This is a genomic window from Parasphingopyxis lamellibrachiae, assembly GCF_003385775.1.
GTDB classification, from domain to species: Bacteria; Pseudomonadota; Alphaproteobacteria; order Sphingomonadales; family Sphingomonadaceae; genus Parasphingopyxis; species Parasphingopyxis lamellibrachiae.
On sequence record NZ_QRDP01000004.1, the window covers coordinates 1 to 23,937 of the forward strand.

At 59.0% G+C, this 23,937-nt stretch carries 16 protein-coding genes and 2 tRNA genes; 2 read left to right on the forward strand and 16 right to left on the reverse strand.

From position 1 onward, the window contains the following. Positions 1-89 precede the first annotated feature (89 nt). The 4 genes from DFR46_RS00035 to DFR46_RS00050 form a co-directional block, all read right to left on the reverse strand. Positions 90-165: transfer RNA gene (locus DFR46_RS00035), tRNA-Thr, on the reverse strand. A 75-nt stretch (positions 166-240) separates the two neighbouring features. Beyond that, positions 241-1,122, reverse strand: coding sequence for a hypothetical protein (locus DFR46_RS00040; protein WP_116234601.1), 882 nt, complete (start codon positions 1,120-1,122; stop codon positions 241-243). Positions 1,123-1,134: 12 nt separating this feature from the next. After that, the gene (locus DFR46_RS00045) at positions 1,135-2,382 is read right to left on the reverse strand and encodes a mechanosensitive ion channel (protein ID WP_116234602.1); all 1,248 of its coding nucleotides are present in this window, start codon (positions 2,380-2,382) and stop codon (positions 1,135-1,137) included. A gap of 75 nt (positions 2,383-2,457) precedes the next feature. Then, positions 2,458-3,762, reverse strand: coding sequence for a replication-associated recombination protein A (locus DFR46_RS00050; protein WP_116234603.1), 1,305 nt, complete (start codon positions 3,760-3,762; stop codon positions 2,458-2,460). Positions 3,763-3,873: 111 nt separating this feature from the next. Between DFR46_RS00050 and DFR46_RS00055 the strand changes: the two genes are divergently transcribed. Then, entirely contained in the window at positions 3,874-4,461 is a 588-nt protein-coding gene (locus DFR46_RS00055; RefSeq protein WP_116234604.1) for a PadR family transcriptional regulator, read from the forward strand. Here DFR46_RS00055 and DFR46_RS00060 read toward each other — a convergent pair. The 3 genes from DFR46_RS00060 to rpoB form a co-directional block, all read right to left on the reverse strand. Further along, the gene (locus tag DFR46_RS00060) at positions 4,458-5,639 is read right to left on the reverse strand and encodes a glycosyltransferase family 4 protein (RefSeq protein ID WP_116234605.1); all 1,182 of its coding nucleotides are present in this window, start codon (positions 5,637-5,639) and stop codon (positions 4,458-4,460) included. The two genes, DFR46_RS00055 and DFR46_RS00060, sit on opposite strands and share 4 nt — an antisense overlap. 121 nt (positions 5,640-5,760) lie before the next feature. Continuing rightward, positions 5,761-9,954, reverse strand: coding sequence for a DNA-directed RNA polymerase subunit beta' (rpoC, locus tag DFR46_RS00065; protein WP_116234606.1), 4,194 nt, complete (start codon positions 9,952-9,954; stop codon positions 5,761-5,763). A 55-nt stretch (positions 9,955-10,009) separates the two neighbouring features. Next, positions 10,010-14,170 (reverse strand): DNA-directed RNA polymerase subunit beta, encoded by a 4,161-nt coding sequence (gene rpoB, locus DFR46_RS00070; RefSeq protein ID WP_116234607.1) that lies wholly within the window; start codon positions 14,168-14,170, stop codon positions 10,010-10,012. A gap of 476 nt (positions 14,171-14,646) precedes the next feature. On the opposite strand from rpoB, the gene DFR46_RS00075 reads away from it, so the two are divergent. Then, positions 14,647-16,152 (forward strand): ABC-F family ATP-binding cassette domain-containing protein, encoded by a 1,506-nt coding sequence (locus tag DFR46_RS00075; protein ID WP_342769817.1) that lies wholly within the window; start codon positions 14,647-14,649, stop codon positions 16,150-16,152. Between the two features lie 59 nt (positions 16,153-16,211). Here the strand turns inward: DFR46_RS00075 and rplL are convergent, their stop codons facing one another. The 9 genes from rplL to DFR46_RS00120 all read right to left on the reverse strand — a co-directional run bounded on the left by rplL (position 16,212) and on the right by DFR46_RS00120 (position 23,905). Then, on the reverse strand, positions 16,212-16,586 hold the full coding sequence (rplL, locus tag DFR46_RS00080; protein WP_116234609.1) for a 50S ribosomal protein L7/L12: 375 nt from the start codon (positions 16,584-16,586) through the stop codon (positions 16,212-16,214). A 60-nt stretch (positions 16,587-16,646) separates the two neighbouring features. Next, positions 16,647-17,162 carry a 50S ribosomal protein L10 gene (gene rplJ, locus DFR46_RS00085; RefSeq protein WP_116237045.1) on the reverse strand — a complete coding sequence of 172 codons (516 nt, stop codon included), beginning with the start codon at positions 17,160-17,162 and terminating at the stop codon, positions 16,647-16,649. 286 nt (positions 17,163-17,448) lie between these two features. Next, on the reverse strand, positions 17,449-18,144 hold the full coding sequence (rplA, locus tag DFR46_RS00090; RefSeq protein ID WP_116234610.1) for a 50S ribosomal protein L1: 696 nt from the start codon (positions 18,142-18,144) through the stop codon (positions 17,449-17,451). 3 nt (positions 18,145-18,147) lie between these two features. After that, positions 18,148-18,579, reverse strand: a complete 432-nt coding sequence (gene rplK / locus DFR46_RS00095) for a 50S ribosomal protein L11 (RefSeq protein ID WP_116234611.1) — start codon at positions 18,577-18,579, stop codon at positions 18,148-18,150. A 95-nt stretch (positions 18,580-18,674) separates the two neighbouring features. Beyond that, a complete protein-coding gene (gene nusG, locus DFR46_RS00100; protein WP_116234612.1) occupies positions 18,675-19,211 on the reverse strand; it encodes a transcription termination/antitermination protein NusG in 537 nt (178 codons plus the stop codon). Between the two features lie 23 nt (positions 19,212-19,234). Continuing rightward, on the reverse strand, positions 19,235-19,432 hold the full coding sequence (gene secE / locus DFR46_RS00105) for a preprotein translocase subunit SecE (RefSeq protein WP_116237046.1): 198 nt from the start codon (positions 19,430-19,432) through the stop codon (positions 19,235-19,237). 146 nt (positions 19,433-19,578) lie between these two features. Continuing rightward, a tRNA-Trp gene (locus tag DFR46_RS00110) sits at positions 19,579-19,654 on the reverse strand. An 83-nt stretch (positions 19,655-19,737) separates the two neighbouring features. Continuing rightward, complete coding sequence (locus tag DFR46_RS00115) at positions 19,738-22,071, reverse strand: putative bifunctional diguanylate cyclase/phosphodiesterase (protein ID WP_162843364.1); 2,334 nt, start codon at positions 22,069-22,071, stop codon at positions 19,738-19,740. Between the two features lie 100 nt (positions 22,072-22,171). After that, the gene (locus DFR46_RS00120) at positions 22,172-23,905 is read right to left on the reverse strand and encodes a fatty acyl-AMP ligase (RefSeq protein WP_116234614.1); all 1,734 of its coding nucleotides are present in this window, start codon (positions 23,903-23,905) and stop codon (positions 22,172-22,174) included. Positions 23,906-23,937: the final 32 nt, after the last annotated feature.

A 23,937-nucleotide genomic window follows, 5' to 3' on the forward strand; every position in this document is an offset into this window, starting at 1 on the left:
CGCATAATAGGGCTAAGGGGCGGTAATTGCGCCTCAATTCGCCGAGTTAATGCGCAGGCTAAGTTATTGATTTGGAAGGATAAACTGTGTGGTGCCGGATGTCCGACTCGAACGGACGACCTACCGCTTACAAGGCGGTTGCTCTACCAGCTGAGCTAATCCGGCGCGCCGCGTTCCCATGCCTGTAAAGATTGCGGAGGTCCAGCCCCGTTGTCTTTGCCGTCGCGCCCATCCCTGTCATCAGGCCACGCCGAAAGTCCATCCTTCGGTTTGCGCCAGCGGGGCGCTGAGTCGGGCAGGGTTCCAGAGTGCGGAATCGTTAGCGGCACGGCGCAGCCAGGCGCTCGCCAGAATCGCATCGGTACTGTGATCGTCATAGTGGAGGAGGCGATTGTGCGGCGCGCTGCCAAGACTGGCTAGCGCTTCGTCCAGGCTATTCCCGTCGCGAAGCTTTGTAGGACCTGTAAGCCCTGCTGCGCGGGCGGCGATGCCGGTATAGATTTCAACGAGCATCGGGCCCTGTTCCGGGATCGCATCATATGGCCAGATGGGGATTGCTCCGCCAAGCCGGTGCAGGATCCGCATCCCGGTAAGGCTCGATTTTCCGACCTGTGCTGCGCCGACAAGATTGAAACAGGAGACCGCGTTGCCGCGCTTCTGTGTACGGCATGCCTGTTCGGTTACGCGCAAGCGGCCTAGCGGTCCCTCGAACCGGGTGCCGGTGATAGTCTCGCGGCGGACCTGATAGCGGAAATGCTGGGCGAGGAAGTCCTGCTCGAGGATCGTTGAGGCAGAGAAATGCGGTTCGGCAGCACAAAATGTGTCGATCCACTGCCACAGCGCGCGAGCGCTGCCCGGGCTGTCTCCCCAGCCGGGGAAATAAGAGCCATGATCGACAAAGGGCAGGGCGGCGGAAAAGTCGAAGCCGATCAGCATGTCCGCATTCTCGGCCGCGCGATCGCCGAGCCAGTGCAGGGCTTCACCGCGCGACCAGCCCTTTACAGGCGCAACAAGGGCGGGGGCTTTCGCTCCCGCCTCCGTTACCGCCAAGGCAATGCCTTTGGGCCTCGCTACCGCCTGTCCCGACCAGTCGAAACAGGCGAACTGGCCAAAACGCCGCATGCGGCTCCCGCCCTAGATACCGGGAGGGGTCTTGTCTCCCGGGTTGGTTCGATTGGCTTTGCCTTCCGTCCAACGTTCAAGCAGCTTGTGCGCCGTCGGCCGTCCGCCAAGCCCGAAGGCGATGGCGGCGGCGACTGCGGCCGAACCGAGGATCGCGGCAAAGGCAATCACGACGATCTCATCGGCAATCTGCATGAATTTGAGGCCCATGGCCGCGAACAGCGCGATGATCAGCCATTTCAGGATGGTCTGCAGCAGTCCGCTTTCGCCGGTCGAGCTTGCCATCAGATTGCTGAGAACCCGCGCAAGCAGGATACCGACAGCGATGATGACAAGACCGAAAATCACCCGGCTGCCCAGCGCAACCACTTCGGTCACCATGGCCTGTACGGACTGGATTTCGAGCACTTCAATGGCGGCGACGGCGGATACCAGCATAATAGCGGTGAGGGCTATAGTGCCGATGACCTTGCTGGCATGCACACTCTCCGGAACAAGCCCCGAGCCCGATGCTGCAGCATCGACACCCAGAGCCCCAAGAACCTGCTCGATCCAGCCTTTGACCCAGCGGCCGATGAAATAGGCCGTGCCGAGGATCAGGGCCGCGGCGATCATTCGCGGAATGAAAAAGGCGACATCATTGAGGATTGCGACCAGTGGTTCGGAAATCGACGTCAGCTGGAGCGTCTGCAGAGCACCCGTCGCGATCGGAATGATGATCAGCACGAAGACGATGACGCCGATGGCGCCGCTCAGGGACGTGCTGGTGCCGGATCCTGCCGCAACGTCGTCACCGCCGGTGATCTCGCCGGCTCCTGCCCGTGCAAACCATGCGTCCGCATTGATCGCTTTCAGTGAAGTCTCGACGATACGGCGGACGATCGTTGCAACGATAACGCCGCCGAACATGATCAACCCTGCACCGATCAGATTGGGAAGGAATCCGAATATGTCCGTGGTCAGTTCGCGAACAGGGTCGAGAACGCCGCTGAGTTCCAACGGCTGCAGGGCCACGACAAGGCCGACAAGCCAGACGATCCAGTAAGCCAATGATCCGATTTGGCTGCCAACGGTCTCGCCGGGTTCGGCCGAACTGTGTTTCTGCAGTGCCGGGATCTTGTCGACCATTCGGGCGATGGCCCATTTTACCGCTTTGGCGATAAAGTGCGTGATCAGAAGGATCAGCAATGCCGCGCCAATTTTGAGCGACCATTCCCAGATCAATGCCCAATCTATGTCACGGTTGAGATCGAATTCCATGAAAATTCCCCTGTTGTAACATTACTATCTGTCTGGTGCAGAATACGCTTTTTTGCGGTCATTAGCCAATCAATACTATCGACCCATCCGTAACTTCTCCCAGAACGCCAGGCGTTCCGCCACTTTTGCTTCGAAACCTCTCGGGGACGGTTTGTAGAATTCCTGCTTTTCCATCTCTTCCGGCCAGTAATTGTCGCCGGAAAAGGCATCGTCGCTGTCATGGTCATAGGCATAGCCCTTGCCGTATCCGACATCCTTCATCAGCCGGGTCGGGGCGTTGAGGATATTCTTGGGCGGCATCAGCGAGCCGGTTTCCATGGCGGTTTTCCAAGCCGCTTTTTGCGCCTTGTAGGTGGCGTTCGATTTTGGGGCTGTCGCGCAATAGAGACAGGCCTGGACGATCGCGAGCTCGCCTTCCGGGCTGCCGAGAAACGCATAGGCATCCTTGGCGGCGAGGCATTGGAGCAGAGCCTGGGGATCGGCCAGCCCAATATCTTCGCTGGCAAATCGCGTAATCCGCCTCAGGACGTAGAGTGGCTCTTCGCCCGCCACGAGCATGCGGGCGAGATAATAGAGAGAGGCTTGAGCATCGGACCCGCGCATCGCCTTGTGCAGTGCCGATATCAGATTGTAGTGGCCTTCCCGGTCCTTGTCATAAACCGGCACGCGGCGATGGAGCATGTCGGCCAGGCCCGAAGGATCCAGTGGTTCTGCAAGGTCGACCGAAAACAACGTTTCCGCCTGGTTGAGAAGGAAGCGGCCATCGCCATCGGTTGATGCGATCAGGGCGCTGCGCGCTTCCGCGGTCAGGGGCAGTGGGCGGCCTTCATGCGCCTCGGCGCGATCGAGCAGCGTGCTCAGCGCAACGGTATCGAGGCGATTGAGGATCAACACTTGCGCGCGGCTCAGCAGAGCGGAGTTCAGCTCGAAAGACGGGTTTTCGGTCGTCGCGCCGACCAGCGTGACGGTGCCGTCTTCGACATAGGGCAGGAAGCCATCCTGCTGCGCGCGATTGAAACGGTGGATTTCGTCGACAAAAAGAAGCGTCCGCTTTCCGGCGCTGGCCATCTGCCGGGCTTCAGCAAAGGCTTTTTTCAGGTCGGCCACTCCGGAGAATACCGCCGAAATGGCGATGAAGCGCAGGTCGACCGCATTGGCGAGAAGCCGGGCGATGGTTGTCTTACCGGTTCCTGGCGGTCCCCAGAAGATGATGGAGGCGAGCCTGCCGGCGGCGACCATCCGGCCGATCGGTCCGTCGGGACCGGTCAGATGCTCCTGCCCAACGACATCTACAAGTGACGCGGGCCGAAGCAGGTCGGCAAGGGGAGCGTTCGTTATTTCCCCGTCTTCGGGGTCGTCGCTTACAAACAGGTCGGCCATCGTGGCACTCTAGCCGATTTCTGCAGGCATGCCATCCAAGCACAAGGCATAGCGCTATTGACAAAAAACTATCAAGATATATCTTAAATCTATCTTGAAAAGGACGTGACTATGACAAGGAACCATCGGAGCGGCCACCGGAGCCGCTGGAACAAGGGCTTTCCCGAATCGCTATTTGCCATGCAGTTTGATGGTTGGCGGGGCAGAGATTTCAGCGGCCGGCAGCAGCGTAAACGGCGCAGGCGGATCTTTGATTCCGGCGAGTTGCGCCTCGTTCTGCTTAAGCTGATCGCGGATGAAGCCCGGCATGGTTATGATCTCATTCGCGCGATTGAGGAGCTGACGGGCGGTGCCTACACACCAAGCCCGGGTATCATTTACCCAACGCTCAACTTGCTGGAAGACAGCTCTTTAATCGAGCCGGTGGAGGCCGATGGTTCGCGCAAGGCGTTTGCGGCTACCGATGCAGGCAGGGCCGAGATTGAAGAAAAGCAGGCGGAAGTCGAGGCGCTGCTCGCCCGCTTGTCGCAAATGAGAGAGCGGGAAAATAAGGCCGAAAATGCATCTGTGCGCCGGGCCATGGGCAACCTCTTCGCTGTCCTCGGCCACCGTTTCTCGCGTGACGACACGGATGAAGCGCTGGCCAGGCAGATCACGGAAATTCTCGACGAGACGGCGCAGCGTATCGAGCGGCTTTAGGGTACGGGGCTGCGTGGCGGTCCCGAAGTTCCATCGACTCGCTGGCGGACGACACGCAGATAGCCGTCAACTAGCGCCTGGTTCACCTGATCCCAGCCATAGCGCTCGCTGGCGGCGCATCCGGCGGCTCCCGCTGCCTTTCTGGCGGCGTCATCTTCGCAATAGAGCTGAAGTGCGTCTGCAAAGGCTTCGATAGCACCGGGGCGGACGAGCCGGCCCGTGATGCCGTCATCGACGAGGCTCTGGCTGCCCGTCGCCCTGGCTGCGACGACCGGGAGGCCGGCGGCCATGGCCTCCAGCGTGACATTGCCGAAAGTTTCGGTGATGCTGGGGTTGAACAGCATATCCATCGACGCGACCGCACGGCCAAGGTCCGCACCCTTCTGAAAGCCGACAAAAACGCCGTTCGGCAGGCGCCGCTCGAACCATTCCCGAGCCGGGCCCTCGCCGATGACGAGGACGCGGTGTTTAACGCCGCGCTTTTCCAGCTGGTCGATCGCGTCCGAATAGACGTCGAGCCCTTTTTCCATGACGAGACGGCCGACAAAGCCGATAGCGACTTCATCATCCCCGATGCCATGCCCCCGCCGCCATTCGAGATCGCGGTGGCGCGCATCGAATATTCCGCGGTCGATACCGCGGGACCAGATGCCGACGTCAAAGCTCATCCGCTGTTCGCGGAGGATTTGGGCCATGGACTCCGATGGCGCGAAAATCGCATCGCACCGGCGATAGAAGCGGCGAAGCACGGCAACGACCAACGGCTCCAAAAAAGTCAGGCCGTAATAGCGGGGATAGGTCTCGAACCGGGTGTGCACAGAGGCCACGGCCGGGATGTTCCAGCGCCGCGCGAGGCTGAGCGCGCGGTGACCCAGGATTTCCGGACTCGCGATATGGAATATGTTCGGCGCGAATTCGGCAATGTCCTTGCGGACTCTGCCGGGGAGGCGAACGGGGGCGCGATACTCCGCGCGGCCGGGTAGGGCGAGAGCCGGTACATGAACGAGATCACCAGTCGGTTCGAAATCCGGTTCTTCGACAACGGGCGAATAGACCCGGACGGCCGCGCCCTGGTTGAGCAAATAGCCGACCAGCCGGTTCAGCGCCTGGTTCGCACCGTCCCGGACATAATTGTAGTTGCCGCTGAACAGTGCAATGCGGAGATCGGTAACTTCCATGATGACGGAATAGGGGTTTGCGCTGCAAAGGCCAATGCCGGGCTTCGATGCCCTTCTGGCGAGAAAAAGCCCCGCCGGTTCACACCGGCGAGGCTGTTCTCATTGCACGCATGGTCGCGCCCTAGCTTTCGCTGGTCTCGGCTTCCACGGCGGCCTCTTCGGCGGCCGGTTCAGCTTCAGCTTCCTGCGCAGCAAGCATGGCTTCCTGGAGCTTCTTCTGCTGAGCACGGAGTGCCGCATCGCGTGAAGATGCCGTTACACGGACGCGGTTCATGCCCGCACCGGTGCCAGCAGGGATGAGCCGGCCAACGATGACATTCTCTTTCAGGCCCTGCAGCGTGTCGATCTTGCCCTGAACGGCGGCTTCGGTAAGAACGCGCGTCGTTTCCTGGAAGGATGCTGCAGAGATGAAGCTGCGCGTCTGCAGCGAGGCCTTGGTGATGCCGAGAAGCACCGGTTTGCCGATGGCAGGCTTCTGCTTCTTGGTCAGGCGCTCGTTGATCTCGTTCATCTCTTCTTCGTCAAGCTGTTCGCCTGCGAGCAGCGTGGTATCGCCACCATCGGTGATTTCGACCTTCTGAAGCATCTGACGAACGATCGTTTCGATATGCTTGTCGTTGATCTTCACGCCCTGCAGACGATAGACCTCCTGGATTTCCGAAACGAGATATTCGGCCAGTGCTTCAACGCCAAGAACCTCGAGAATATCGTGCGGATCGGGCGAGCCGGCAACGAGATCGTCGCCCTTCTTAACGAAATCGCCTTCCTGCACATCGATGATCTTTGTTTTCGGGATCAGATACTCGACTGGATCGCCTTCTTCCGGGATGATCGCAATCTTGCGCTTCGCTTTATAGTCGCGGACGAATTCGATGCGGCCATCGATCTTGGCGATAACTGCATTGTCCTTCGGAATCCGGGCTTCGAAAAGCTCGGCAACCCGCGGCAAACCACCGGTAATATCGCGCGTCTTGGCGGCTTCCCGCGGCAGACGGGCGACAATGTCACCAGCATGGAGCGTCTGACCGTCCGTGACGGAGATAACCGCGCCGGGGATCAGGCGATAGACGCCTGCCTCGCCGCTGTCATCGTCGAGCAGCGTGATACGCGGCTTGAGATCGTCCTTCTTGGTCTTGGCCTGGTCTTCGGTGATGACGTTCTGGGTAATACCCGTCGCCTCATCGGTTTCGTCCTTGACCGTTCGGTTGTCGATGATGTCCTGGAACTTCGCCGTACCGCCTTTTTCGGTGATGACCGGTGCATAGCTCGGATCCCATTCGGCAATCCGATCGCCCTTGGCGACGGTTTCGCCGTCCTTCTGGAGGAGCCGTGCGCCATAAGGCACGCGGAACACGCCAACTTCGCGGCCTTCGGTGTCGATAATCGCCAGTTCGCCGGAGCGAGACAGAGCCAGCGTCCGGTCCTTGCTGTCGACGATGGCGTTAAGCTCGCGATATTCGAGCTTACCGTCGGCCGGCGATTCAAGGTTGGACTGCTCGTTGAGCTGCGCCGCGCCGCCGATGTGGAAGGTCCGCATCGTCAGCTGGGTGCCCGGCTCGCCGATCGACTGGGCTGCGATAACGCCAACAGCTTCGCCGATATTGACCGGCGTGCCGCGGGCAAGATCGCGGCCATAGCATTTGCCGCAGACGCCGACCTTGGATTCGCAGGTCAGCGGCGAACGGATCTGCACCGACTGGACGCCGGACTCTTCGACAGCGAGCGCCGTCGGTTCGTCCATCATCACGCCGGCCTTGACGATCACCTCGTCGGTCTTGCCGTCGACAATGTCTTCGGCAGCCGTCCGGCCAAGGATACGCTCGCTGAGGGTGGCAATGGTCGAACCGCCCTGGATGATCGCTTTCATCTCAAGGCTGTTCTTCGTCTTGCAGTCTTCCTCGACGATTGTGCAATCCTGCGACACGTCGACAAGGCGACGGGTCAGATAACCCGAGTTCGCCGTCTTGAGAGCCGTATCGGCAAGGCCCTTGCGGGCGCCGTGGGTCGAGTTGAAATATTCGAGAACCGTCAGGCCTTCCTTGAAGTTGGAAAGGATGGGGGTCTCGATGATTTCGCCCGACGGCTTGGCCATCAGGCCACGCATACCAGCCAGCTGTTTCATCTGGGCGGGGCTGCCGCGAGCGCCCGAATGCGACATCATGTAGATCGAGTTGATCTCTTTCTCACGGCCGTCATCGTCCTTCGGCGTTGCACGGATTTCGTCCATCATGGCGTTTGCCACCTGGTCCGAACAACGGCTCCAGGCATCGATGACCTTATTATATTTTTCCTGCTGGGTAATCAGGCCGTCCTGATACTGCTGCTCATAATCGGCCACCAGCGCGCGGGTTTCGTCGACCAGAGGTTCTTTCGCATCGGGGATGATCATATCGTCTTTACCGAACGAAATCCCCGCCTTGAATGCGTGCCTGAAGCCCAGTGCCATGATGCCATCAGCAAACAGGACGGTGTCCTTCTGGCCAGTGTGGCGATAGACCTGATCGATGACGTCTGCGATTTCCTTCTTGGTGAGCAGGCGGTTGATCGTCTCATAAGGCACCTTGTGCGACTGGGGCAGCTTTTCGCTGATCAGCATCCGGCCCGGTGTCGTTTCCACGCGCGCCATATAGGTTTTGCCATTCTCGTCGGTTTGCGGAACTCGGCTCGTGATCTTCGAGTGGAGCGTTACCGCGCCAACTTCGAGTGCCTGGTGCACTTCGGTGATATCGGCAAGGATCGATCCTTCGCCGGGCTCGCCTTCACGGTCCATCGACAGATAGTAGATGCCGAGCACCATATCCTGCGAGGGCACGATAATCGGTTTACCGTTGGCGGGCGAGAGAATGTTGTTCGTCGACATCATCAGCACGCGCGCTTCCAGCTGGGCCTCGAGGCTCAGCGGGACATGGACGGCCATCTGGTCGCCATCGAAGTCGGCGTTGAAGGCTGCGCAGACCAGCGGGTGAAGCTGGATGGCCTTACCCTCGATCAGGACCGGCTCGAAAGCCTGGATGCCGAGACGGTGAAGCGTCGGCGCGCGGTTCAGCATTACCGGATGCTCGCGGATAACCTCGTCGAGGATGTCCCAGACTTCCTTGCGCTCTTTCTCGACCCATTTCTTGGCCTGTTTGAGCGTCATGGAGAGGCCCTTGGCATCGAGACGGGCGTAGATGAACGGCTTGAACAGCTCGAGCGCCATCTTTTTCGGCAGGCCGCACTGATGCAATTTCAGCTCCGGGCCGGTCACGATGACCGAACGACCGGAATAGTCGACGCGCTTGCCGAGCAGGTTCTGGCGGAAGCGGCCCTGTTTGCCTTTGAGCATGTCCGAAAGCGATTTCAGCGGGCGCTTGTTGGCGCCAGTGATCGTCCGGCCGCGGCGGCCATTATCGAACAGGGCATCGACGGATTCCTGCAGCATGCGCTTCTCGTTGCGGACGATGATGTCCGGTGCGCGCAGCTCCATGAGGCGCTTCAGGCGGTTGTTGCGGTTGATCACGCGGCGATACAGGTCGTTGAGGTCCGACGTTGCGAAGCGACCACCGTCCAGTGGGACCAGCGGGCGCAGTTCGGGCGGGATGACCGGAACGATATCGAGGATCATCCATTCGGGGCGGTTACCGGAATCGATGAAGCTCTCGACGACCTTGAGCCGCTTGATGATCTTTTTCGGCTTCAGCGTCGATTTTGTCGTCGCCAGATCTTCGAGCAGGTCTTCGCGTTCCCGTTCAAGGTCGAGATCGATCAGCATCTGCTTGACGGCCTCTGCACCGATGCCGGCGGAGAAGGCATCTTCACCATATTCGTCCTGCGCTTCGAGAATCTCGTCCTCGGTCAGCAGTTGGAATTTCTCGAGCGGCGTCAGGCCCGGCTCGATCACGACATATTGCTCGAAGTACAAAATCCGTTCGAGCTGCTTCAGCTGCATATCCAGAAGAAGGCCGATGCGCGAAGGCAGGGACTTCAGGAACCAGATATGGGCAACCGGGGCAGCGAGGTCGATATGGCCCATCCGCTCACGGCGGACCTTCGATACGGTGACTTCCACACCGCACTTCTCGCACACAATGCCCTTGTATTTCATGCGCTTGTACTTGCCGCACAGGCATTCATAATCCTTGATCGGGCCAAAGATACGGGCGCAGAACAGGCCGTCACGTTCCGGCTTGAACGTCCGGTAGTTGATGGTTTCCGGCTTCTTGATTTCACCGAAAGACCAGCTGCGGATCTTCTCGGGAGATGCGAGACCGATCTGGATCTGGTCAAACGTCTCCGGCTTGGCGACGGGATTCTGGAAGTTGGTCAGTTCGTTCATGTCTGATCCTTGTCTGCCTCCGCCCGATCACGAGCGGGGGACTGAATAGTCGTAATTATTCGGCGGCGATGGAAAGGTCGTCCCCGTCTTCTCCGTCCTCTGAGATAGACTTGAGATCGACGCTGAGGCCCAGCGAACGCATTTCCTTCACAAGCACGTTGAAGCTTTCGGGAATGCCGGCTTCGAACGTGTCGTCGCCTTTGACGATCGCCTCGTAGACCTTGGTCCGTCCGACGACATCGTCGGACTTGACCGTGAGCATTTCCTGCAACGTATATGCCGCGCCATAGGCCTGGAGCGCCCAGACCTCCATCTCGCCGAAGCGCTGGCCGCCGAACTGCGCCTTGCCGCCCAACGGCTGCTGGGTAACGAGGCTGTACGGACCGATCGAACGGGCGTGAATCTTGTCGTCGACCAGATGGTGCAGTTTGAGCATGTAGATATAGCCCACCGTTACCTTGCGATCGAAACATTCGCCGGTGCGGCCATCATACAGATCAACCTGACCGCTTGCGTCGAGCCCGGCGAGCGTCAGCATGTCGGTGACATCGCCTTCGCGCGCGCCGTCAAACACCGGTGTGCCCATCGGAACGCCGCTTGTGAGCCGGCCTGCCATCTCGATCACTTTATCATCGTCGATTGCCTTGATGCTCTCGTGATAAGGTTCGCCATAGGCGGTCTTCATCGCATCGCGAACCGCCGCTGGCGGTTTTCCTGTGCTGGCATCCGGGTTGGCATGCCGCCAATCCTCAAGGGCTTCTTTAATTTGCCCGCCAAGGCCACGAGCGGCCATACCGAGATGGGTTTCGAAGATCTGCCCGACATTCATGCGCGAAGGCACACCAAGCGGGTTGAGCACGATATCGACCGGCGTGCCATCTTCCAGGAACGGCATGTCTTCGTGCGGCAGGATCCGGGAAATCACACCTTTGTTGCCGTGACGGCCGGCCATTTTGTCGCCCGGCTGCAGCTTGCGCTTCACCGCGACGAAAACCTTGACCATCTTGAGAACGCCTGGCGGCAGTTCGTCGCCCCGTTCCAGCTTCTCACGACGATCCTGGAATTTGGCTTCGATTTTCTCGGCCGCTTCGTCATATTGCTGTTTGACGAGTTCGAGTTCGCCCTGGCGCTTGTCGGTCTTTACCGCAAATTCCCACCAGTCATGCTTTTCGACTTCGTCGAGCATTGCTGCTGTCAGCTTCGATCCTTTGGTCACGCCCTTGGGCGCAGCGGTTACCGTCTGGCCGACGAGCATTTCCTTCAGTCGGCCATAGGTGGCGCGGTTGAGAATGGCGCGTTCGTCATCCGCATCCTTACGGAGGCGTTCGATTTCCTCGCGTTCGATGGCCATGGCGCGTTCGTCTTTGTCGATGCCGTGGCGGTTGAACACCCGTACCTCCACAACCGTGCCGGCAACGCCCGGCGGCAGGCGGAGTGACGTATCGCGAACGTCCGAAGCCTTTTCACCAAAGATGGCGCGGAGAAGCTTCTCCTCCGGCGTCATCGGGCTTTCGCCCTTCGGCGTGATCTTGCCGGCGAGAATATCGCCCGGATGCACTTCCGCGCCGATATATACGATACCCGCCTCGTCGAGGTTGCGCAGGGCTTCCTCGCCGACATTCGGAATGTCGCGGGTGATGTCTTCAGGCCCGAGCTTGGTGTCGCGGGCCATGACTTCGAATTCCTCGATATGGATCGAGGTAAATTCATCGTCTTTCACGATGCGTTCGGAAATGAGGATGGAATCCTCATAATTGTAGCCGTTCCAAGGCATGAACGCGACGAGCGTATTCTTGCCGAGCGCGAGCTCGCCATATTCCGTGGAAGGACCATCGGCCAGGACGTCGCCGGCTTCGATCATCTCACCGACTTTCACCAGCGGGCGCTGGTTGATGCAGGTGTTCTGGTTCGAGCGCTGGAACTTCATCAGCGTGTAGATATCCACGCCGCTCTCATTCGCGTTCACCGCGCCAGATGCGCGGATCACGATACGTGTGGCATCAACCTGGTCGACCACGCCGCCGCGGCGGGCGACGACGGCTGCGCCGGAATCCCGGGCCACGGTCGCTTCCATGCCGGTGCCAACAAGCGGCGCCTCGGCTTTTACCAGAGGCACGGCCTGGCGTTGCATGTTCGAGCCCATGAGCGCGCGGTTTGCGTCATCGTTTTCGAGGAACGGGATCAGCGAGGCCGCAACCGAAACCAGCTGTTTCGGCGAAACGTCCATAAGGGTGATCTGTTCGCGCTGGGCCATCAGGAATTCGCCGGCCTGACGCGAAGAGACGATTTCCTCGACGAACGAGCCGTCGGCATTTAGCTCGGCATTGGCCTGTGCGACCGTATGCTTCTGCTCTTCCATTGCAGATAGATAGACGACCTCGTCGGTCACCTTGCCGTCGACAACCTTGCGATAAGGCGTTTCGATAAAGCCATATTTATTGACGCGGCTGAACGAGGCCAGCGAATTGATCAGGCCGATATTAGGACCTTCAGGCGTCTCGATCGGGCAGATACGGCCATAATGGGTCGGGTGAACGTCGCGGACTTCGAAGCCGGCGCGCTCACGTGTGAGACCGCCCGGCCCAAGCGCCGAAACGCGGCGCTTATGCGTGACTTCGGAGAGCGGGTTGGTCTGGTCCATGAACTGCGAGAGCTGGGACGAACCGAAGAACTCGCGAACAGCGGCAACGGCCGGCTTCGCGTTGATCAGATCGTTCGGCATCACGGTCGACACATCGACCGAGCTCATGCGTTCCTTGACGGCGCGCTCCATACGGAGAAGGCCGACACGGTACTGGTTTTCCAGCAGCTCACCGACCGAGCGGACACGGCGGTTAGCGAGATTGTCGACATCATCGACTTCGCCCTTGCCGTCCTTGAGGTCCACGATTTCCTGAACCACTGCGAGAATGTCTTCCTTGCGCAGTGTCGTCAGGTCTTCCGGGGCATCCAGTTCGAGCCGCATGTTGAGTTTCCAGCGGCCAACGCCGGAAAGGTCATAGCGTTCGGGATCGAAGAACAGGCCTTCGAACAGCGCGTCGGCGGTTTCGCGCGTGGGCGGTTCGCCGGGGCGCATGACGCGGTAGATATCGGCCAGTGCCTGATCGGTATCTTCGGCCTTGTCGGCTTTCAGCGTGTTGCGGATCCAGGGGCCGGTGTTGGTGTGATCGATGTCGAGCAGCACCAGCTCATTGATCTTGGCATTATCGAGCAGTTCAAGATTTTCTTCCGAAACCTCGTCACCTGCTTCGATATAGATTTCGCCGGTCTTCTCATTGATCAGATCGAACGCGCTGTAGCGGCCAAAAATCTCTTCCGTTGGGATAAGGAGGCTCTTGAGGCCGTCCTTTTCGGCTTTGCTGGCAGCGCGAGGCGTAACCTTCTGGCCTGCGGCAAAGATGATTTCACCGGATTTCCCGTCGACCATGTCGAAGGTTGGCTTCATACCCCGCCACGCATCGGCTACGAACGGGATTTCCCAGCCATCTTTAGCGCGTTTGTACACAACGGTTTCGTAGAACTGTGCGAGGATTTCCTCGCTGGTCAGGCCGAGTGCGTGGAGCAGGGCCGTGACCGGCAATTTCCGCTTACGGTCGATGCGGACATTGACGATGTCTTTCGCGTCGAATTCGAAATCGAGCCAGCTGCCGCGATAAGGAATGACACGGGCTGCAAAGAGGAATTTGCCCGAGGCGTGGGTCTTTCCGCGATCATGATCGAACAGAACACCCGGCGAACGGTGCATCTGCGAGACGATGACGCGCTCGGTGCCATTGATAAGGAAGGTGCCGTTGTCGGTCATCAACGGCATGTCGCCCATATAGACGTCCTGTTCCTTGATATCGAGAACCGAGCGGGTTTCCGTGTCGGGGTCGACCTCGAAAACGATCAGGCGCAGCGTAACGCGCATCGGAGCGGCATAGGTAATCCCGCGCTGGCGGCATTCCTCTGTGTCATATTTTGGCGGTTCGAGTTCGTAATGGACGAAATCGAGTTCGGCGGTGCCGGCGAAATCCCGGATCGGGAAAACCGAACGAAGCGTTTTCTCAAGACCCGAGACGTAGTCGATCTCGGGGTTGGAGCGCAGGAACTGTTCGTAGCTGTCCCTCTGAACTTCGATGAGGTTCGGCATTTTGATCACTTCGTGAATGTCGCCGAATATCTTGCGGATACGCTTGGTGCGGCTCTGGTCTGCCGCTTTCGCCTTGGTCGCCATGGAGTATATGCCTCGGTTTCTTCTCAAATTTCATAACGCAAAAACGACAAAAAGCCGCAAGACTCCAATGTTCGAGGTTCTTGGCCTCGAAATCGCGGAGTCCGCAGCTTTCAGCGTCTATGAAACCAAAACCGATCTATTCTTGTGACACGGCGCGCAAATTCGCATCATTTCTCGAACGGTAGCGGTGATGCCGATGATATAGGATTGGGGAGGGCGAGTGTCAATTCATCCGCGCATCGCGCTAGCCTGGCCATCTAACCTAGCCATATTTCAAGACAAGGCGGCTGTTGAGTTCGGAGATCGGGGCAGATAATATCGAAATTCGCATCCAAAGGAGGCAGTCATGAACAAGGCACCAACGATTTCCGCTTCTTCGCGCAATCCTTGTCTGGTGTCATATGTCTGCATTTCTCACTCTCGATTCCCTATCGCTTGAAACGCCTGATAGGCACCCGCTGATCACAAATCTATCGTTGGCCGTTGGTGCCGAACGGGTTGGTCTTGTCGGTCGCAACGGCTCGGGTAAATCGACATTGCTTCGTGCCCTGGTCGGAGAAATCGATCCCGTTGGCGGCAAAATCGTTCGCAGTGGCAGGGTCGCGATGCTCCGCCAGATTTCTGCTGCACTTCCCACAACCATATCCTCGGCGCTCGGCGTGGAATCGCCGTTGGCGCGACTGCAGCGGATCGAGGCAGGCAATCCCAGAGAAGGCGATCTCGACAAAGCCGACTGGGGCCTTAAGGCGCGTATTGAAACAGCGCTGGCCGAGGGAGGCCTGCCGGCCCTGGCCTTGGACCGCCAACTGGGGAGCCTTAGCGGCGGGGAGCAAACACGACTGGCGTTGGCTGCGGTGCTTTTGCAAGAGCCCGATCTGATATTGCTCGACGAACCCACCAACAATCTCGATGGAGCGGGGCGCGAGACGATCGGCCGGCTGCTCGAACAATGGCGCGGCGGTGTGATCGTCGCGAGCCACGATCGGACGCTTCTCGAAGATATGGACCGCATCGTCCATGTCTCGCCGACATGCGCGACGATTGTCGGTGGGGGCTGGTCCACCTTTGTCGCCGAGCGCGATGCCGAGCGAGAGCGAACCGCGGCTGAGCTGGAATCGGCCGAGCAGGCAGTCCGGGGTGCAGGGCGGTCGGCCCAGCGGGCTCGCGAAAAACAGGAGCGGCGTGACGGTATGGGGCGGGCCCGGCGAGCGAAACGAGCCGATCCGAAAGTCTATCTCGATGCGCAACAGCAACGGGCCGAGCGAACCGCTGGCCGTGGCGCCGGTCTATCGGAACGCAAGGTAGGTGAGGCAGAGGACAGGCTCGAACAGGTGCGATCACGGATCGCAATCCATCAACCGATCCGTATCGACCTGCCGCCGACGGGCCTCCCGTCCAATCGCGAGATGCTGGCATTCGACGCGGTAACCCATGATCGACTGGGCGACCCCGATTTTTCGCCGCTATCCTTTACGATGCACGGGCCGGAACGGCTCGCCATCACCGGCCCAAACGGTTCGGGAAAATCCACCCTGCTTCGGATCGCGACGGGTGAAATTACGCCGGCTGGCGGCGAAGCGCGGCGGGTGAGCGGGCGGTTGGCGCTGCTGGACCAGGCGTTGACGCTACTGGACGGGGAGGAGAGTCTGCTTCACAATATGCGACGGATCAGTCCGGGCCTGTCTGGACAAGAAGCGCGCGCGGCATTGGCTCGCTTCGCTTTTCGCAACATCTGGGCGGATCGACAGGCTGGTTCGCTAAGCGGCGGCGAGCGGATCCGGCTGGCGCTTGCGGGCGTAGTGACGCGCGCGGAACCGCCGCAGCTCCTGCTCCTCGACGAGCCGACCAACCATCTCGATATCGAATCAACCGAACTGCTGGAGCACGCACTGGCGGGTTATGACGGCGCCATTTTGTGCGTCAGCCATGACGAGGCATTCCTGCGGGCTATCGGCGTCGAACGGCGCATCGCTCTTGGCTGAAACGAAAAGGGGCGGCGCATCGCTGCGCCGCCCCTTCGCGAAATAGTCGGAAAACCGATTTACTTGAGTTCGACGGTACCGCCGGCCTCTTCGATCTTGCCTTTGATTTCTTCGGCTTCCGCCTTGGCGACGCCTTCCTTGACGGCTTTCGGTGCACCTTCGACGAGAGCTTTCGCTTCGCCGAGGCCGAGGCCGGTGATGGCGCGGACTTCTTTGATCACCTGGATCTTCTTGCCGCCGTCGCCGGTGAGGATGACGTCGAATTCGGACTGTTCTTCCGCAGCCGGGGCATCGCCACCAGCAGCCGGGCCAGCAACTGCAACAGCTGCAGCGGCCGAAACGCCCCATTTTTCTTCAAGTTTGGTAGCCAGTTCAGCGGCTTCCAGAACGGTCAGCTCAGAAAGGCTGTCCACGAGTTTATCAAGATCTGCCATTTTAAAGTCTCCAATTGGGGCGCGTCGGCCCCGTCAATTCAGTGTTGAGCTATTCGAAAATCAGGCGGCTTCCGACGCACCATAGGCGCCGAAAACACGAGCCAGCTTGGATGCCGGAGCATTGGCGAGCTGAGCGACCTTGGTTGCAGGTGCGTTAAGCAGACCCACAATCTTACCGCGCAGTTCGTCAAGCGAAGGCAGAGCTGCCAATGCCTTCACACCGTCGAGATCGAGGACGGTTTCGCCCATCGCCCCGCCGATGATCTCGAGCCGGTCATTCGCTTTCGCGAATTCAGCAACCACTTTCGGGGCTGCAACCGGATCGTCCGACCAGGCCAGAGCGGTAGGGCCGGTCAGCATATCGCTGAGCGGGTCATACTGCGTGTCCTTGATCGCAATCTTGGCAAGCTTGTTTTTCGATACTTTGAAGCTGGCACCGGCTTCACGCATCTTCGCCCTCAGTTCGCCGGATTCGGCAACAGTGAGGCCAAGGTTGCGCGTGACAACGATCACGCCCGCCTCGGTGAAGGTGCGGTTCAGTTCAGTAACCGCCTCGGTCTTTTGAGCTCGATCCATATATCGCACTCCTTGTTCAGCCTGCGGAACATCCGCAAACCATGATGAACCGCAGGGCGAAACGCCCTTTGGTCCGTACAAATTGTCCGAGGGGTCTGTTGTCTGAACCGGCCGGTGCCGCAGCAGACCGGGGCTTTCCTGATGGAAAAGCACCCGCAAAAACATATCCCCGTCTTGGCTGGAAATTAAGATGGCCCAATTGCCATCACCAACTGTCTCGGACGGTGTGACCGAATGCGAAAACCGCCTTCGGCCGAATCCCGGCTCCGAAGAGCCGGGAAGCCCTTTACGCTCCGACGTCTGTCGGATCAACCTTTACGCCGGCGCCCATGGTCGAGCTGACGGCGATCTTCGTGATGTACTTGCCTTTGGCACCGGAAGGCTTGGCCTTCACGATGGCGCCGACAAATGCGTCATAGTTCTTTTTGAGAGCCGCTTCGGTGAAGCTCGCCTTGCCGATCGTCGAATGAACGATACCGGCTTTCTCGGCGCGGAACTCAACCTGGCCGCCCTTGGCATCCTTGACCGCTTTCGCGACATCAGGCGTAACCGTGCCGAGTTTCGGGTTCGGCATCAGGCCCTTGGGACCGAGAACCTTACCGAGACGGCCGACAACGCCCATCATGTCCGGCGTCGCGATGACCCGGTCATAATTGAGATCGCCGCCCTGCATGGCTTCCATAAGGTCGTCGGCGCCAACCACATCGGCGCCAGCTTCCTTGGCTTCATCTGCTTTCGCATCCTTGGCGAATACGGCGACGCGAACGTCCTTGCCCGTACCCGAGGGGAGAGAAACAACGCCGCGGACCATCTGGTCGGCGTGGCGCGGGTCGACGGCGAGGTTCATCGCAATTTCGATGGTCTCGTCAAATTTCGAGGTCGCATTGGCTTTTACAATTTTCAGTGCATCGTCCGACGAATGCAGTGCATCGCGATCGATAGCTTCGAGTTGCGCTTTACGCTTTTTGCTCAGTTTTGCCATGATTTAGCCCTCCACCACTTCGAGGCCCATCGACGTGGCAGAGCCTTCGATGATGCGGGTTGCGGCTTCAATGTCATTGGCATTGAGGTCGGCCATTTTGGTTTCGGCGATCTCGGCAAGCTGTGAACGCTTGATCTGACCGACGATCTCGGTGCCGACCGTGCTCGCGCCTTTTTTGAGCTTGGCTGCTTTTTTCAGCAGGTAGCTCGCCGGCGGCGTTTTCGTGACAAAGGTAAAGCTGCGATCAGCATAGACCGTAATCTTGGTCGGGATCGGAGCGCCTTTTTCCATTTCCTGGGTCTGCGCGTTGAACGCCTTGCAGAAATCCATGATGTTCACGCCGCGCTGGCCCAATGCGGGCCCAAGCGGCGGGGAGGGGTTGGCTGTGCCGGCAGGAACCTGCAGGCTGATATAGCCGTCTATTTTCTTCGCCATAACTGTCTTCTCACCTTTTCTCTTGGCTTAGTGGTACAAGCGGCAGTGGCACTGCCTTCCACATTTCCCGGATCATTCCGGAAACTCGTAAATTCCTATTTGACCAGTTCGACCTGCTCGAATTCCAGTTCGACCGGCGTTGCGCGACCGAAGATCGACACCGAGACCTTGACGCGGGCCCGGTCGAAATCGAGCTCTTCGACCACGCCGTTGAAGCTCGCGAACGGCCCGTCGAGCACTTTGATCTGGTCGCCGATTTCGTAATCGACGTTGATCTTCTGTTTCGGTGCCGCTGCGGCTTCCTCCTTCGTGTTGAGGATGCGCGCGGCTTCGGCTTCGCTGATCGGCTGCGGCTTGCCGTTGGAACCCAGAAAGCCGGTTACCTTCGGCGTGTTCTTGACGAGGTGATACACATCGTCGTTCATGCTCAGCTTGGCGAGCACATAACCGGGGAAGAATTTCCGCTCGGTCTGTACCTTCTTGCCGCGCTTGACTTCGGTCACTTCCTCGGTCGGTACCTCGACTTCCTCGACGAGCGGCTCAAGACCCATGCGCGTAGCTTCCGCCAGGATGGCGTCCCGCACCTTGTTCTCAAAGCCCGAATAGGCGTGAATGATGTACCAGCGTGACATTGAATACCCTTAAGCTGAGGCTTTTAACTCACCAGCCCGATCAGGAACCGGACGATCATGTTGAAGAAGGAATCGACGCCGAGGAAAAACACGGCGAGGACGGCGGTCATGATCATCACCATGATACCGGTCTGAATCGTTTCCTGACGGGTTGGCCAGACGACTTTCGACGTCTCGGCGCGGACCTGCCGGATGAACTCGCCTGGATTGACCTTTGCCACGGTTTCCATTCACCTTATTCAAAACCAAAAACACACACACGCCGCCATCGGCCTTGTCGGCCGACATTGGCATGAGTGTTAAACTCTATCTCGGACCCGCAAGCTGCCATTACAAGGCATGCCTGCCGGACCAATTGAAGACCGGATGGCAGGAGCGGAGGGGCTCGAACCCACGACCCTCGGTTTTGGAGACCGATGCTCTACCAACTGAGCTACACTCCTCCGAGTCCGAGATGCGCGCGTTTAACGGGGCGGGGAGGGGGATGCAAGGATATTGTCGTGGATGCGCCCACCTGGCGCCAAAGTCAGGCGACGGCCTTTCCATCGGTTCCGCCAATTCGGGACCGGACGGCGGCGGCGTTCATTGGCGGATCGATGAAATAGCCCTGAACCTGCGAACAGCCGAGACGTTCGGCAATGGCGTATTGTTCTTCATTCTCGATGCCCTCGGCAATCGTGGCGACGCCAAGGCTGTCGGCCATGGCGATGACTGCGCGGATGATGGCGATGCTTGATTTTGATCCCCTCTGGGCGTCCCGAATAAAGCGTTTGTCGATCTTGATGGAATTGAAGTTCGTGCGTCCGATGAAGCCCAAAGTGGAATAGCCGGTTCCAAAATCGTCGAGGGCCATAGTTACGCCCAGCGCATTCAGCTGTTCGAAGGTATTGACCGCCTGTTCGCAATCATTGTTCAGAATGGCCTCTGTGGTTTCCAGCTCGAGGCGGCTCGGAGCGATTCCGGAACGCGAAAGTGCGGAAATGACCGCTGTGCTCAGCCGCGGATTGCGGAGCTGCCCGGCGGACAGGTTGATCGCGAGGCGATATTGTTCCGGCCATGAAGCGGCTTCATTGCACGCTTCCCTGAAAACCCACTCGCCGATCGTGTCTATCAGCCGGGTTTCTTCGGCAATCGCGATGAATTTGTCGGGAGACACGCTACCCAATTCCGGGTTCGTCCAGCGCAGGAGAGCTTCGAATCCGGCCGTTTCGCCCGTAGCGAGTGTGATAACCGGTTGGTAAACAAGATGCAGCTCACCCTTTTTCAGCGCGTTGCGCAACGCGCTTTCGATGGCCCGGCGCTCCTCGGCTTTTTGGAGCAAAGCAGGTTCATAGGGCGAATGGACTCCCCGTCCGCCGTCCTTGGCTCGGTAAAGAGCCAGATCGGCCTTGCGTAGCAGCGAGGAGGCCGAGGCTCCGTCTTTCGGATAAATGGCGGAGCCGACACTCGCCCCGATATGCAGGATTTGACCGTCGACGGAATAGGGGGCGGAGAGGCTCATGATGATTTCACGCGCGCGTACGTCAAGCCCTTCGGAGGACTGGCTGTCTGCAATAATCATGGCGAACTCGTCGCCTCCGAGACGACCGCAGTCGTCATCGGGTTTGCACAGTTTGTTCAGCCGCTCGGCGACCTGGGCAAGCAATTTGTCACCGACCGGATGGCCGGCCGTATCGTTGATGGCCTTGAAGCGATCGAGATCGATCATGAGAAAGGCGCAGTATGCGTGTTCGTTCGCCGCTTGGGCGATCCGGTCGCGCAGGAGCTCGTTGGTATAAGCACGATTGGGTAGCCCGGTTAGCGTGTCGAAATGCGCCATATGGTATATACGACGTTCAATAGCTTCGCGTTCGGTGACATCTGCGATGACACCGCGATATCCCATGATATGCCGGTTCGCGCTCAACCTGGGCGTGCCGGATATTTTCCACCAGCGCTGGTTGCCTCCCAAAATCACCGGAACAGTGAAATCGCTAAATGTCCGGCCAGCCTGCATCTTGGACAGCAACTCGCTGACTTCTTTGCCAAGTCGCTCTTCACGCCAGGTAGGGCCGGCCAGAATGTCCAACAGCGGCAATCCGTTCAATTGCTCCGAACTCAGCCCGGTGGCAGCAGCAAAACGCTGGGAAGGTTCGACAATGCACTTGCGGGAATCGACCTGCCACAGCCAGTCGCTGTCCGCTGAATCGTCCTGACGTAACATCAGGTTCACCACTTCGCGTTGTTCAGCCAGTGCCATATCATTGCGCAGCCTGACGATGACTGCCCGACCGTTGATGAGCATCGTGAAAGTCAGGCAGAGCGTATAGGAAAGGACAAGGCTGGCAAGCAGGGTCAGATCCATCCGGAGCAGCATGATGCTCAGGCTGAAGCCGACCAGGCCATTGAGCATGATGCCGGCCAGGGGCACGACGTTGAGCATCAATGCGCTTGCCCCCATCAGCGCGAGGCTGAAGGCTGCAATCGTGATAATCTGCTCCATATCGCCATATTGAGCGAAAAAGAGCGGAGGGATGGACCAGAACAGGCCGATGATCGTGCAATTGGCGATAGCGCGCATGATGTCTCGGCGTCGGGCACCTCCGGTTCGGGCAAGATTGGCTTTCCGGGCGGATATTGTCGAAAGCAGGCCGATGATCAGGGTAATCAGCCAGACGGCCATCATTCCGGCTGGCACGACATCCCAGAATAGCGATGCCGATGACAATGTCGCCAGGATCACGGCAACGACCGGGAGCAGGGAGTTTTTGCTGAGTTCGCGCAACTGGGCGGCACGCACCATTTTCCACTCGCCGCCTTGCGGTTCGTGAAATCCCAAGATTTCCATCCAGCCAAGCTGGTTGTTATCCGTTGCAGCCATCACCATCCCTTTGGACAAGGAATAGTGGAAAAAGCCTTTCCGAAACCCGGACCAGAACAGTTAATCTGATCTTTACCGCGCTTTTCGGCGGTACGGCGTCTCAGGCAGCGATGTCGTAGGGCTGTATTTCGCCGGAAAGGTAAAGATTACGGGCTTTTGCGCGGCTTAGCTTGCCCGAACTCGTTCGCGGCAACGTTCGTGGCGGAACCAATTCGATCACACAATTCATACCTGTAATCGCCCGCACCTTGTCGCGGATCATGCCGTGAAGTCTTGTTCGTTCGTTAACATCCGATGTGCGGCACTGCACTAGAACCGCGGGTGTTTCCTCCCCGCCCGGCGCGGTAATCGAGAATGCGGCAATGTCGCCGGACTTGAAACCGGGCAGCTGTTCGACGGCCCACTCAATGTCTTGCGGCCAATGGTTCTTGCCGTTGATGATGATCATATCCTTGGCGCGGCCAACCACATAGAGATAGTCATCTGACAGATATCCCATATCGCCGGTATCGAGCCATCCATCCTTCATACAGGCATCGGTCGCTTCGGAATCGCGAAAATAGCCGTCCATGATCGCCGGTCCCTGGATCCAGACCTGGCCGATCGCCTTGTCAGGCATGATTGAGCCATCTTCATGGCGGATCTGAATGGTCGTATCGCGCACGGCCTTACCGCAATTGACGATGGCGCGATAACGGACAGGCTCGTCATTATCGGCTTTAGGGACGCCGGAAAGCTCGCTCTCTTCCACGAGGTCGACGACGATGCCTTCACCTGCGGGCATCAGGGTAACTGCGAGTGTGGCCTCGGCCAGACCATAGCTCGGTACGAAACATTTCGGATCGAAGCCTGCATCGGCAAAGGCATCGGTGAAATGCTGCATCACATCGGGCCGGATCATGTCCGCGCCGTTGCCGGCCAGGCGCCAGCGGGAGAGATCGAAGCGGTCGGCGACGTGGGACTGGCTACCAATCCGGCGTGCGCAGATGTCATAGCCGAAGGTCGGCGAATAGCTACATGACGTGCCCGGATTGCGGCTGATCAGGTCAAGCCAGGCGAGCGGGCGGCGCGCAAAATCGGCGGTCTTCAGATAGTCGGTGGATACCTGGTTTGCGACCATGGAGAGCATGCACCCGACAAGGCCCATATCGTGATAGAAGGGCAGCCAGGAGATGCAGCGATCCTCCCCACCGATCAGCATGCCATTGGCATGCGAACCGAGATTGTGAAGCAGCGCCTTGTGGCTGATGATCACGCCGTGCGGAAAGCGGGTCGAACCGCTCGAATATTGCAGATAGGCAATATCGTCGGGGCCCGCCTGAGGGAGGGTGACATCCGGCGCATCGCGCTCAGCAAAGCTTTCCCAGTCCTGGCCGGGCACGGCGCAGGCTTCGGCGGCGGCTTGCGAAATTTCTCCGATCTCCGCCGGATAGAGCAGCAGTTGGGGTTCGGAACTGCGCAGCTGCACCGCCAGCTGGTCGATATAGCCCTCCTTGCCGCCGAACGAGGTCGGCAGGGGCAGGGGAACAGGAAGCGCGCCTGCATAGACGGTGCCGAAAAACAGTGCGCAAAATTCCGGCTCGGTATCGGCGATGAGCGCAACCCGATCGCCGGGTTTGATCCCGAAGTCGATCAGTCTTTTGGCGGCGGCTATCGAATCGGCCCGCAGTTCGGAATAGGGGTAGGGATGCACGAGATTGCCGCGGGCGTCATGAAAATTGAATCCCCGTTTGCCGGTGGCGGCATAGTCCAGCGCTTCACCCAACGTGTCGAAATCGGCAAAACGTCGCGGCAATTCGTCATGAATCGGTGTCGGTTCAAGAGAATCTGTCATGATTTCCTTCAAATGCTCCCCGCGTCGCGATC